Consider the following 12,967-nt stretch of genomic DNA (forward strand, 5'->3'; position numbering starts at 1 on the left):
CGGCCGCTTCCCTGCGGACCGGTCGCTTCTGCGCCTGAACGGCCCTCTCCCCGCGGACCCGCGGACCGGCGGCCCGCCCAGCCGGCCTCTACTTCCCGCACACCACCTGGTCCCCGGTCACCACACCGAACTCGCCCTGGTTGATGTCCGTGGCCCGGACCGGCCGCACCTGCTCGTAGTCGGGCCCCGCCGTCACCTTCAGCGTCCCGCCCTGCCCCTTGACCGCCTTCAGCTCGCAGCCGGGCAGCGCGGTGGCCAGCGAGCGGGCCGAGCGGTCCCAGCGCGGGTCGTACTCGACGAGGGTCCGCTTGACCGGTGCGGCGTCGAGCGGGGCGCCCGTCGTACGGAAGCCCGTCTTGCGCAGGGCCTTGTCCACCCGGGCGCCGAGGCCGGAGACGTCCGTGCCGTTGGCGACCTGGACGCGGATCTGCTGCGGGGCCACATCCACCAGCGTCACCTTGCGCTTCTTGCGCAGCGGCGCGAGCGGCCGGTCCTCGCGCAGGGCCTCGAAGAGCTTCTCCGAGCGCTCCGGGTCCCACTTCAGGGTCGAGCCGATGCCCTTCACCATGTAGCCCATCTCGCCGATCGGCACGGAGGTGAACTCGGAGGACGCCGGGGTGAACCCGCGCATCGCCCGGCCGAGGTCCAGCATCTCGTCGGTGCCGAAGGACTGGTCGGCGCGCACCGAGCCGAGGATGGTCCGGGTCACGTCGCGGAACTTCACCGGGTTCAGGAGCACCCCGGACGAGGTGGCCTTCGCGATGACGGCCGCGAGGAAGCGCTGCTGGCGCTGCATCCGGCCGAGGTCGGCCGCGCCGTCGATATGGCGCGAGCGCACGTACTGAAGGGCCTCGCCGCCGCTGAGGTGGTGCCGGCCCGCGGCCAGGTCGAGCCCGGTGTACGAGTCCTTCATCGGGGTCGTGGTGCAGATCTCCACCCCGCCGAGCACGTCCACCGTCTTCATGAAGCTGGTGAAGTCGACCTCCAGATAGTGGTCGATCTTGACCTTGGTCATGTGTTCCACGGTGCGCACCGTCAGGTTCGGGCCGCCCTCCGCGTACGCCGCGTTCAGCTTGATCGGGTGCGCCTTGTGCTTCTCGCCGCTGTTGCGGTCGGTGTGCGCGGGCGCCTCCGCGTAGGAGTCGCGCGGCAGGCTCACGATGCTGGCCCGGTCACCGTCGGCGGAGATGTGCACGATCATGATCGTGTCGGTGCAGTGGCAGGGTGCACCGCCCAGGCGGTACTTGCGGCGCTCCTGCTCGGTGATCTTGTCGCGGCCGTCGGTGCCGACCAGGAGCACGTTCATGCCGTCGCCCCCGGAGGGACGGTTCTTCATGTCCTTGAAGGGGTCGACCCGGTCGATCCCGGTGTCCAGGCTGGTGACCACCGCATGCCCGACCCCCGCCGCGGCGAGCACCGCCACCGAGAACGTCGTCGCCATCCGCATGGCCCAGCGGGGCCGGGTCCTGGGACGTCTGCGCCGCCCCGCCGCCTGTCGTGTCGAGGTCCGTACGGGCTGCCGTGGCCCTTGCCGGGGAGGGCGGGCGGGGCTGGGCGGCACGGGCACAGGGGACACCTCCGCGAGCTGTACTTTTTTACGACGTGGGCGCAGGGACCGTGCAACCGTAGGCCCATACGAAATGCGGCCCGGGGAGGCCACCCGGGGGCCGCGCACCCGTGTCCCCCATTCGCGGTAACGTGACGGGTGATGAGCGAGAATCCCCAGACGAGTACAGCGCAGCCGACGGCCGTGTCCGTGATCATGCCGGTCCTCAACGAGGAGCGTCATCTGCGCGGCGCCGTCCACGCGATCCTCCAGCAGGAGTACGCGGGCGAGATGGAGGTGGTGATCGCGCTCGGGCCGTCCACGGACCGCACCGACGAGATCGCCGCGGAGCTGGTGGCCGAGGACCCCCGTGTCCACACCGTCCCCAACCCGACGGGCCGTACCCCCGCCGCGCTCAATGCGGCGATCAAGGCGTCCCGGCACCCGGTCGTGGTGCGCGTGGACGGCCACGGGATGCTCTCGCCGAACTACATCGCGACCGCCGTGCGCCTCCTGGAGCAGACCGGCGCGCAGAACGTCGGCGGCATCATGCACGCCGAGGGCGAGAACGACTGGGAGCGCGCCGTCGCCGCCGCGATGACCTCGAAGATCGGCGTGGGCAACGCTGCCTTCCACACCGGTGGCGAGGCCGGCCCGGCCGAGACGGTCTACCTCGGCGTCTTCCGGCGCGAGGCCCTGGAGCAGCAGGGCGGGTACAACGAGGAGTTCATCCGCGCCCAGGACTGGGAGCTGAACTTCCGGATCCGCGAGGCCGGCGGCCTCATCTGGTTCTCGCCCGAGCTCAAGGTCTCCTACCGGCCGCGCCCCTCCGTGAAGGCGCTGGCCAAGCAGTACAAGGACTACGGGCGCTGGCGCCACGTGGTCGCCCGCTACCACGAGGGCTCGATCAACCTGCGCTACCTGGCCCCGCCGACCGCCGTGTGCGCCATCGCGGCCGGCCTGTTCGTGGGCGCGGCGGTGCACCCGCTCGGCTTCGTGATCCCCGCCGGCTATCTCGCTGCGATCGCCGCGGGCTCGGTCCCGGCGGGCAAGGGCCTGCCGCTCAAGGCCCGCCTCCAGATCCCGGTGGCCCTCGCGACCATGCACATGTCGTGGGGCTACGGCTTCCTGACCAGCCCGAAGGCCCTGGCCAAGAAGGTCATCGCCTCGCGTCGCCCTGCGGTGCTGCGCGAGAACGTCTGAGTCGTTTCGTAAGGGATCCCGTACGAGATCGCGTACGAGATCCCGTATGAGATCGCGTACGAGAAGAGCCCCGGCCGGGAGATTCGGCCGGGGCTCTTCCTGACGGGACCTCCCCGTACGGACGGAAGTGGTCACTTCCAGGTGTAGTTCGGGTCCACCTTCATGCAGGCGCCCTTGTCGGCGCCGTTCGAGAGCTGCTCCTTGTCCACGGCCTTCGGGGCCGGCTTCGGCGGGACGTCGCCCTCGCGCCAGTCCGCACCGACGATCAGCGTGACGCCCGGGACGTCGGCTGATTCCTTGACCGAACTCATCGGCAGACCAAGGGACTTGGCGAGCACTTGGGCGTCGCCCTCGAGGTCCGCACGCGGGAAGCGGATCACCGTACGGTCCTGGGAGGTGTCGTCACCGGCCTGGGGCTGTACGGCGGCCGCGCCGGTGTAGCCCTTGCCCTTGAGCAGCTCGGCGACAGCGGTGGCGCGGCCCTGGAGCGGGGCGCGGGTCGCGTCGCCCGACGCGTTGAGGACGGCCACCTCGGTGTCGGCGGGGGAGGCCGCCGGGTCGTCGGAGAGCTCCTCCTTCTTCTTGGCGCCCTTGCCGTCGAGCGCGACGTCCTCGCGTACGAGCTCGAAGAGGTCCTCCGCCTCTCCGGGCTTCGGCTCGACCTTCACGCCCACGTAGTTGAAGGGCATCGTCGTCATGTTGATGCGGGAGGTCGGCACCTTTTGCAGCTCGCCGCCCAGACTGGCAAGCCTCTGCACCGAGTTGAGGCTCTCGTCGAACACGATGGCGTCGATGGCGGCCTCGGCGAGGTTCAGCATCTCGGTCGGATTCGTCAGCCGTGCGCTGGACTTGAGCTCGCGGACCATTGAGTTCATGTACATGTGCTGCGCTTTCGCGCGGGCGATGTCGCTGCCGTCCTCGAAGCCGTAGCGGGTGCGCAGCCATTGCAGGGCCTGCTCGCCCTTGATCTCGGTGGTGCCCTCCTCGAGTTTGAGGCCGGAGCCCTTGCCGTCCCGGGTGCGGGAGTGGATGTTGGCGTCGACGCAGACCGGGACGCCGCCGATGGCGTCGGCCATCGAGACCACACCCGTGAAGTCCACCATCATGAAGTGGTCGATACGGATGCCAGTGAGCTTCTCCCAGGTGAGCACGGTGCAGGCGGGGCCGCCGCGGCCGAGGCTCTCGTTGGTGGGATGGCGGGTCAGGGCCTGGAACTTCTCGCCGGTGTCCGGGTCCTCGCACGCCGGGATGTCGAGCAGCGTGTCGCGCGGCATGCTCACCACCGACATGTTGCTGCGGTCCGCGGACAGGTGGAGCAGCATCTGCACGTCGGCGAGCGGCTTCGCCCCGACGCTGTCCTTGTGGCCGCCGAGCCGCAGGTTCTCCTCGCTGTTCCGGTCGTCGGAGCCGATCAGGAGGATGTTCAGCGGGGTCTGCCCGGCCGCGTTCGGCGTCGCCTTCGGCGCGCGGTTCTTGTCCGGCAGCGGCTTGGTCTGAATGTTGTCGTTCAGGTGCTGGTAATAGAGATACCCGGCCCCGGCGGTGCCGAGTATCAGCACCGCGAACACCACGGCCGACCAGCGCAGCACCTTGCGCCTGCGGCTGCGGGGTCTGCGCGCCGCGCGCCGCCGGGCGCTGCGCGTGGAGGGCTCGCCGTCGCCGGGGCCGCGGGGCCCCGGCACACCGGAGCCCTCGCGCTCGCCCTCGTACAGGCTGTCGTCCCACCCGAGGTCACGTGCATGCGGTGCGCGAGATCGTCGCGCACCTCTGCCGTTTCCGCGCACGCTGTTCTGCGTCATGCCAGTCCCTCCCCAGCCTGGCGCACCATACGACCCCCACCTGTGAACCGTTTGACTCAGCAGACGGTCAAGATGCCCCCGGGGTTGTTCACTTGGCGCAGGTCTTCTTGTCGGCCTCGGTCTTGTCGATGTCCGTCGGCGCGGTCGGAGCCCCCACGGGCGTACCCGGCTCCGAGAAGTCCGCTCCGAGGATCAGGACCATCGCGGGCAGACCCTGATCATTGGTCTCGCTCTCGCCCGGCTTCAGAGCCGACCCCGGAAGTCCCATCACCTCGGCCAGTTTGCGTGCCTGATCGGCCTGGTCGGGGTAGTACTCGAGGGTGGTCTTCGCCTGCTTGGGCTCGTGGTTGCCGAGCTGGCTGGCCTTGTTCATGCCGTGCTCGGTCTGCAGGTACGTGAGCGTCTTGCTCGCCGCACCCTGCGTATCGCTGCCGTTGTAGATGTTCACGCGGACGTCTGCGGCCGCGGACTTGGACCCCTTGAGACGGGCCGCTTCCTTGTCCTTCTGCTTCTTCTTGGTGGCCGTCAGGGACACATCGCCCTTTATGGCGCCGAACAGCGGCTTCGCCTTGGGCTCATTGACCAGGACGGTGGCGCCGTCGGTGTTGTCGACCACCGGGACGGTGGTGAAGCTGATGTTCTTCAGATCCACCTTGCCCAGCTCCATGCCCAGGTCACGGAGCTTGAACACATCGCTGAGCGTGTCGTCGACGGTCAGCGCCTTCGTCGCCGCCTCCGCCAGGTCGAGCATCGTGCCGGGGCTGGTCATCTTCGACTTCATCTTGCGCATCAGCGAACTCAGGAACTGCTGCTGCAACTTGATGCGGTCCAGGTCCGAACCGAAGCCCACCGCATGCCGGGTGCGGACGAACGCGAGCGCGTCGTCGCCCTCGACCGTGCTGGTGCCCTTGGGCAGCTCCAGGTGCGACTTCGGGTCCTTGATGGGCTTCTCGACGCAGACCTCCACACCGCCGACCGCGCTGCTGAGGGTCTTGACCGCGTTGAAGTCCGCGACCATGAAGTTGTCGAGCTTGATGCCCGTCAGCTCGGTGACCGTGCGCATGGTGCAGCTCGGCGTGCGCCCTGACTGCCCGAGGCTCTCGTTGAAGCGCGCCTTCGGCGTGCCCGCGATGACCTTCTCGGAGCCGTCCTCCTGCTGGGTCGGGCAGTCCGGGATGTCCACGATCATGTCGCGCGGGATGCTCAACGCCGTTGCGTTGGAACGGTCCTTGGAGACGTGCAGCAGGATCGTGGTGTCCGCGTGCCCGGGGCTGCCGGCGTCGCCGTAGCCCTCGTTGCCCTTGCCGGTGCGCTTGTCGGTGCCGATGATCAGCACGTTGATCGCCCGGTCCTTGGCCCAGCCGCCGGTCCCCGCGCCGTCGGAGGACACCGAGGTCAGGTTGCCGTTCAGATGCTCTATGTAGAAGTACGCGGTGGCCGCGCCGGCGACCAGCACGAACGCAAGACCGCCGCCCGTCCACAACAGGGCCTTCTTGCCCTTGGACTTCTTCTGCTTGGGCCTGCGCCGGCCCGGGCCGAGCGGCTCCTCGGGCGTCCGCCGCCTGCGCTGCCCGGGGAGGTCACCGGGCGGCTGCTGCTGCGGCCGGCGTCCGGGCGGTGCCTGACGGGTGCCGTTCTGGGCGGTGCCGTTCCGAACAGTGCCGTTCCGGCTGCCGTTCTGACGGGTCTGCGTTGCGTGCGGCGATCTGCGGCGTGGCGAGGGGATGCCTGACTCCGGTGCGGAGGGGTGCAGTCGCAGTTCGTAGTCGCCGGTCTGCGGGTTCAGGACCCACTGGTCTGCGGGGTCGATGTTCTCCGCCCGCCCACGGCCTTGCGCGTCCACGGTTGCTTGAGTCCTCCGTCGGGGCCACGCGGCGCCTTCCCCCTCCAAGGCGTCCGGTCGATCGGTAGTGCAAGTGCGGGTCGCTGCTTCGTCGCAGGCAGGTGCACCGGATCGCTCACACTATCCGCCCGGATCGGCGCGCAGCGACGGCGGTGACAAATTCCACTGCGCTTACAACCGGTCATTACGCCCCAATTCAAGGTCAACGACCCCTTGCGTTTGGGAATCCCTTTACTAACGGCTGGTGCCGGCGGTCCTAGCAGGTCGCCCCGGCGGCCGTGCTGCCGCGGAACGTCGGTGCGGGGGAGGGGGTTTGGGTGGAGGGTTCGTCCGGTTTGTCGTCGGATGCCTCGCCCTCGTCGTCCGACTCGCCCTTTTCGGCCTTACGTTTGGCCGGATCCTCATCCGTCGACTTGCCCTCGACCCAGTACCCGTCGTCGACCCAGTAGCCGTCGTCGCTCCAGTAACCGGTGTCCACCCAGTAACCGCCCCCGCCGTCCTCGGCGCCGTCCCGCTCGCCCGCGGGCTCCTCGCCCTCCGTGCCCTCGTCCGAGGCCTGCTCCGCCTCGGGTGCCTTCTCGGCCACGTGGAGCGGGGCGTCGTTGCGCAGCCGGTCGAAGAGACGCCCGGCATCGGGCTGCACCAGTTCGTCCCTGTTTGCGTCGTATGCGTAGGACTGCCGCGGCACGGTCAGGAACTGCACCTTGTCCGCGGGGATGTTGCGCATGGAGCGGACCAGGTCGTAGAGGTCGGTGAGCTGGGCGATGGCCGGGTCCGTGGTCAGCGAGGAGGTGGCCGCGTCCAGGACCGGGTAGAGCTTGGTCGGGTTGAGCAGGACGCCGCTGCCGCTCACCTTGCTGACGAGCGCGCCGAGGAAGGCCTGCTGGCGGTCCATCCGCTCGGTGTCGCTGCCGTCGCCGAGCGTCTTGCGGGCGCGTACGTAGCCGAGAGCCTGCTCGCCGTTGAGCTTGTGCCGGCCCGCGGGCAGCTTGAGCTTGGAGTCCGGGTCGTCGATCGGGTCCGCGAGGCAGACCTCGACGCCGTCCACCGCGTCCACCATCTTCTTGAACCCCCGGAAGTCCACCACCATGTGGTGGTCGATCCGGATATCCGTGAGCTGCTCGACGGTACGGATGGTGCAGGCGGCGCCGCCCCACTCGAACGCCCAGTTGAACTGGGCGAACTGCTCCTTGGTCCGCGAGCCGTCGCGCTTGCGGCAGCTCGGGATGTCCACCATCACGTCACGCGGCAGCGAGACCGCGGTGGCGCTTTTCCGGTCGGCCGCCAGGTGCAGCAGGATCGTGGTGTCGGAGCGGCCGCCGTCGGTGCCCGAGTCCTTGCCGTAGGTGTCGTTGCCCTCGCCGGACCGGGTGTCGGAGCCGATCAGAAGGATGTTCTGGGCGTTGTGCGTGGAGGGCGCGGGCCGCTCCTTCTCGTAGCGCTCCAGCTCCTCGGCGGCGGTGAGGTCCTCGGTGATGTTGCCCTGCAACTGCTTGTAGATCCCCCAGCCGACCCCGGAGGCGACGAGCACGACCACGGCGAGACCGAGCGCGATCCAGCGGCCCCAGTGGGGGCCTCGGTGCGGCGTCCCGGTGTCCTCGGGGTTCTCAGGGTTCCCGGGGTTCCCAGGGTTCTCGGGGTTCCCGGGGTTCTCGGTCTGCTGCCCGGTTTCCGGCGGGACCGGCGTAGGCGCGTCGTCACCGGACTGCTCCGGAACGTCGGGCGTGCCCGCGGTGTCGGTCACGTCGGTGTCCACCCCTCACAGCGTCGGCATCACGGACGGCACCCTCATGGAGGGCGCTTTTCCGACCATGACCCGAGGGCACCGGCCTCCGCCTGCGGGCGGGGGCGCGAGCTGCGCCGGACGGGTGGACTTCCGGGTGCGCGCGGGTGCTCAGCTTTCCCGGCGTACGGTGACGCGCTCGCTCTCGACCCGCTTCTCCAGCTGCTCGGCGCCGAGCCGGTCCAGGTTGCGGCACAGGACCACCGAGGCGCCGCCGGCCAGCGGGGCGTACAGGCCCGCGGACAGCCCGTCCCACGTTCCGTACGAGAGTCCCGAGAGCATCCGGTCGCCGGGGCCGAGCCCGAGGCCGCGCGCGTCGGCGAGGGCGCGCTCGACGATCTCGGCGCCCGTCAGCGTCGTATCGCCGATGACCAGGGCGTCGTCCGAGGCGTCGACGGGCGCGAAGGGCGCGAACTGGTCGCCCTGGCCCGGCACCTCGACCGCGTAGTCCAGGAACCCGGCCGGCGGCTGCGGGAAGCGGCCGCCGAGCGGGCGCAGCGCGAGCGCGACCCGCTCGCCGGAGCAGGCCGACGCGGCGTCGAGCGTGTCGGGTCCCGAGACGACCAGGTCGGCCTCGGCCGGGTCGCCGCCGACGACGGCCGTCACGCCGGTGGACGAACAGGCGAGCAGCCACACCGCCGTCTGCCAGTGCGCGGGCAGCAGCAGCGCGAGCCGGTCGCCCGGCTCCGCGGAGAGCTCGCCCTGGAGCAGATTCGCGGTCTTGGCCACCCAATTGGCGAAGGTGGCGACGGACAATTCGACGCGCTCGCCGGTCGCGTCGTCGTAGAAGGTCACGAGCGGGCGGCCCGGGTCCGCGGCCAGCGCGGATCGCAGCAGGTCGGCAGGGGTGCGGTCGGTCGCGTTCACACCGGCAAGCCTACGCGCGCACCGCCGAGCGTTCCGCCGGGCGGGGACACGGGCATCCCGCGAACGGGCCGACGGACCGTCAATTCCCTTACGTCCACGACATGCACGGATGCCGGTTTCCTCCCACCATCGACGCATGCGTGGATATCTTGCTTCCTCGATCGGTGTGGCCTGCGCCGTAGCCCTGTCCCTGCCGCTCGCCCTGCCCGCGAGCGCGACCGAGTCACTGCACGAGTCGCTGTCCGAGCCGCTGCGCGAGGCGGCCGCGGACCCGTCGCTGCGCGAAACCGACCTGGCCGGATCGACCCAGTCGCTGCCCCTGAAGCCGCTCGCCTCCGACCGGGCGCTCGGCGCGGGCGCCGCGCAGGGCGTCGTACGCCAGGACGTCCTGCCCTTCGCCCTCGTGGGCGTCGTCTGGGACAACCCCGAGGCCGAGCTGCACGGCCGGGTCGAGGTGCGCACCCGTGCCGCCGAGACCCAGGAGTGGTCGGCCTGGCAGGAGCTCGACACGCACAACAACGAGCACGCCGCCGACCTCGACTCGGCCGAGCGCGCGGGCGGCCGGGTGCGCGGCTCCACCGCGCCGCTGTGGGTGGGCGACTCGGACGGCGTCGAGGTCCGCGTCCTGGCCGAGGCACCCGAGGCCGCCGAATCCGGCTCAGGCTCCGGCTCGGGTTCCGACTCCCACTCGCACTCCGACTCCGGCTCCGACCGCGCTGCCGTCCCGCCGCTGCCGAAGAACCTGCGCCTCGAACTCGTCGACCCCGGCGACGAGCCCACGCCGCCCCAGGGCCCGCCCGCCGACGGCCCGCGCAGCGTCCTGACCGCCGAGGCCGCCGCGAGCTGGGCGGTGAACGCGGAGATGGCGCCGCTCGGCGCGTCCGTCATCCCGGAGCTGACCAAGGAGCAGACCGAGGCCGAGCTGCTGGCCTCGCGCGGCGAGAGCGCCGGCAAGCCGTACATCGGGCCCCGGCCGCGCATCATCACGCGCAAGGGCTGGGGCGCGGACGAGAAGCTCCGCGAGAAGAACTTCGTCTACACGAAGGCGGTCCGTGCGGCCTTCGTGCACCACAGCGCGTCCGGCAACAACTACCGCTGTGCGCAGGCCCCCTCCGTACTGCGCAGTATCTACCGCTACCACGTCAAGAGCAGCGGCTGGCGGGACTTCGGCTACAACTTCGCCGTCGACAAGTGCGGAAACATCTACGAAGGCCGCGCGGGCGGTGTCGCCAAGCCTGTCTACGGCGCACACACGCTCGGTTTCAACACCAACAGCATGGGCATCGCCGTCCTCGGGACCTACACGAACTCCGCGCCCCCGAAGGCCGCGCTCAACGCGGTCGCCAAGCTCTCGGCGTGGAAGCTCGGCCTGTACGGAGCCAATCCGAAGGGCACCACGGTCCTGAAATCGGGCGGCAGCAACCTCTACAAGAAGGGGAAGAAGGTCCGGCTCCACGTGATCTCGGGCCACCGGGACGGCTTCGCCACCGAGTGCCCCGGCCGCCATCTGTACAACAAGCTCGGCACCGCCCGGAGCACGTCGGCCCACTACCAGGGCCGATGACACATCCGGTACGACACGTTCCGTAGCACCAACTGCATACACTGGCCGATCCGTGACCAGGGCCGTCCGGCCCCCGGCAGGAAGCGAAGACATCGGTGACTGAAGCGATCCTTCTGGTCGGCGGCAAGGGCACCAGGCTCCGCCCGCTCACGGTGAACACACCCAAGCCGATGGTCCCGGCGGCCGGTGTCCCCTTCCTCACGCACCAGCTGGCCCGCGCCCGCGCCGCCGGGGTCACCCACATCGTCCTCGCCACCTCCTACCTGGCCGAGGTCTTCGAGCCGCACTTCGGTGACGGCGCGGACCTCGGCCTGGAGCTGGAGTACGTCACGGAGGACGAGCCGCTCGGCACGGGCGGCGCCATCCGCAACGTCGCCCCGCGCCTGCGCTCAGGACCCGACGAGCCGGTCCTGATCTTCAACGGCGACATCCTGACGGGCCTCGACATCCGCGCCCTGGTCGCGACGCACGAGTCCACCGGCGCCGACGTCTCCCTGCACCTCACGCGTGTCCCCGACCCCCGCGCGTACGGCCTCGTCCCGACCGACGACACGGGCCGTGTGACGGCCTTCCTGGAGAAGCCCCAGACGCCCGAGGAGATCGTCACCGACCAGATCAACGCGGGCGCGTACGTCTTCCGGCGCTCGCTGATCGACACGATCCCGGCCGGGCGCCCGGTCTCCGTCGAACGCGAGACCTTCCCGGGCCTGCTCGCCGAGGGCGCCCATCTCCAGGGCATGGTCGACTCCACGTACTGGCTGGATCTCGGCACCCCGCAGGCGTTCGTACGGGGCTCCGCGGACCTGGTGCTCGGCCGCGCCCCGTCCCCGGCGGTCCCCGGCCGCTGCGGCGACCGTCTGGTGCTGCCCAGCGCCCGCGTCGCCCCCGACGCCAAGCTGACCGGCGGCACGGTGGTGGGCGAGGACGCGGTCGTCGGCTCCGGCGCGCGCATCTCGGGCAGCACGATCCTCGCGGGCGCGGTGGTCGAGCCGGGCGCCGTGGTCACGGACTCGCTGGTGGGCGCGGGCGCCCGCATCGGTGCCCGCACCACGCTGGACGGCGCGGTGATCGGCGACGGCGCACAGATCGGCACGGATAACGAGCTGCGAGCCGGCGTCAGAGTGTGGTGCGACGCCACACTCCCGGACGGCAGTGTGCGCTTCTCGTCGGACGCGTAGCAGAGCGTTCGGGCCCGTCCCCCTGACAGAACGGCCTACCCTCGTAGAGCACCTCATCCACGCACCTCACCTCACCCGCACCCCCAGGAACCCCGTGGCCGGCCGCTTCGAACCCCGCGCACAGCGCCTCAACCGCACCACCGTGCGCGCCGGCGACACGCGCCTGCCGCGCCCGGCGCGCGCGCCGCGGTCGGCCCGCGCCCACGCGGCCCCGGCCAGGACCCGCACCTGGACCCCCACCGCCCCCTTCGACCTGGGCCTGGTCGTCGGCCCTCTCAGGCGCGGCCCCGCCGACCCCACCTTCCGCGTCACGAACGGCACGGTCTGGCGGGCCACCCGCACCCCCGAGGGCCCGGCCACCCTCCGCCTCACCAGGAGCAGCACCGGCATCGAGGCCGCAGCGTGGGGCGAGGGCGCCGACTGGCTGCTCGACCGGCTGCCCCATCTCCTGGGCGACACGGATGACCCCGGCGCCTTCACCCCGCGCCACCGCCTCGTCGCCGACTCCCACCGCCGCCGCCCCGGCCTGCGCCTGCTGCGCACAGGACTCGTCATGGAGTCCCTGATCCCGTCGGTCTTGGAGCAGAAGGTCACCACCGACGAGGCCTACCGCGCCTGGCGGATCCTCGTGCGCAAATACGGCGAGCAGGCGCCCGGCCCGGACGGCATGCCCGACCTGTACGTGATGCCGGAGCCGGCGACCTGGCGCATGATCCCGTCCTGGGACTGGCACCGCGCCGGCGTGGACAACAAGCGCGCCCAGACGATCCTGCGCGCGGTCCGCGTGGCCCCGCGTCTGGAGGAGGCCGTCGCACTCGACCCGCAAGCCGCCCGCAAGCGGCTGGAGTTGGTGCCCGGCATCGGACCGTGGACCTCCGCCGAGACGGTGCAGCGCACGCACGGCGCACCGGACGAGGTCACCGTCGGCGACCTGCACCTGCCCGGCATCGTCGGCTACGCGCTCGCCGGCGAACGCGACGCCGACGACGCCCGCATGCTCGAACTCCTCGAGCCCTACCGGGGCCAGCGCCACCGGGCGGCCCGCTACATCCTGCTCACGGGCCGCACCCCGCCGCGCCGCACCCCCAAGATGCCGAAGACGGACATCGGCAAGCTCTGACCCCGGCCGGCCGCCCTGACCGTCCGCCGGACCAGCCGGAGCCTCTGCCGGACCTCCCGGCGCG

Annotated in this window: 9 protein-coding genes; 4 read left to right on the forward strand and 5 right to left on the reverse strand. The window is 70.9% G+C overall.

The window, feature by feature from the left end:
• Positions 1-88 precede the first annotated feature (88 nt).
• On the reverse strand, positions 89-1,561 hold the full coding sequence (locus tag BLT97_RS33165; RefSeq protein WP_483883504.1) for an LCP family protein: 1,473 nt from the start codon (positions 1,559-1,561) through the stop codon (positions 89-91).
• A 147-nt stretch (positions 1,562-1,708) separates the two neighbouring features.
• On the opposite strand from BLT97_RS33165, the gene BLT97_RS33170 reads away from it, so the two are divergent.
• Complete coding sequence (locus tag BLT97_RS33170; RefSeq protein ID WP_093617071.1) at positions 1,709-2,749, forward strand: glycosyltransferase family 2 protein; 1,041 nt, start codon at positions 1,709-1,711, stop codon at positions 2,747-2,749.
• Positions 2,750-2,880: 131 nt separating this feature from the next.
• Here BLT97_RS33170 and BLT97_RS33175 read toward each other — a convergent pair whose 3' ends face one another.
• The 4 genes from BLT97_RS33175 to BLT97_RS33190 all read right to left on the reverse strand — a co-directional run bounded on the left by BLT97_RS33175 (position 2,881) and on the right by BLT97_RS33190 (position 9,041).
• Positions 2,881-4,548: an LCP family protein gene (locus tag BLT97_RS33175; RefSeq protein WP_093617014.1), complete on the reverse strand. Its 1,668-nt coding sequence runs from the start codon at positions 4,546-4,548 to the stop codon at positions 2,881-2,883.
• Between the two features lie 88 nt (positions 4,549-4,636).
• A complete protein-coding gene (locus BLT97_RS33180; RefSeq protein WP_093617016.1) occupies positions 4,637-6,391 on the reverse strand; it encodes an LCP family glycopolymer transferase in 1,755 nt (584 codons plus the stop codon).
• Positions 6,392-6,647: 256 nt separating this feature from the next.
• Positions 6,648-8,147: an LCP family protein gene (locus tag BLT97_RS33185; protein WP_245769683.1), complete on the reverse strand. Its 1,500-nt coding sequence runs from the start codon at positions 8,145-8,147 to the stop codon at positions 6,648-6,650.
• A gap of 138 nt (positions 8,148-8,285) precedes the next feature.
• Positions 8,286-9,041: a TIGR03089 family protein gene (locus BLT97_RS33190; RefSeq protein WP_093617017.1), complete on the reverse strand. Its 756-nt coding sequence runs from the start codon at positions 9,039-9,041 to the stop codon at positions 8,286-8,288.
• A 136-nt stretch (positions 9,042-9,177) separates the two neighbouring features.
• On the opposite strand from BLT97_RS33190, the gene BLT97_RS33195 reads away from it, so the two are divergent.
• From BLT97_RS33195 to BLT97_RS33205, 3 genes are all read left to right on the forward strand, one after another.
• Positions 9,178-10,605, forward strand: coding sequence for a peptidoglycan recognition protein family protein (locus BLT97_RS33195; RefSeq protein ID WP_093617019.1), 1,428 nt, complete (start codon positions 9,178-9,180; stop codon positions 10,603-10,605).
• A 95-nt stretch (positions 10,606-10,700) separates the two neighbouring features.
• On the forward strand, positions 10,701-11,783 hold the full coding sequence (gene manB, locus BLT97_RS33200; RefSeq protein WP_093617021.1) for a mannose-1-phosphate guanylyltransferase: 1,083 nt from the start codon (positions 10,701-10,703) through the stop codon (positions 11,781-11,783).
• Between the two features lie 94 nt (positions 11,784-11,877).
• Positions 11,878-12,903 carry a DNA-3-methyladenine glycosylase family protein gene (locus BLT97_RS33205; protein ID WP_093617023.1) on the forward strand — a complete coding sequence of 342 codons (1,026 nt, stop codon included), beginning with the start codon at positions 11,878-11,880 and terminating at the stop codon, positions 12,901-12,903.
• The last annotated feature ends 64 nt before the right edge of the window (positions 12,904-12,967 follow it).

The organism is Streptomyces indicus, from assembly GCF_900100315.1.
In the GTDB taxonomy this organism is placed as follows: Bacteria; Actinomycetota; Actinomycetes; order Streptomycetales; family Streptomycetaceae; genus Streptomyces; species Streptomyces indicus.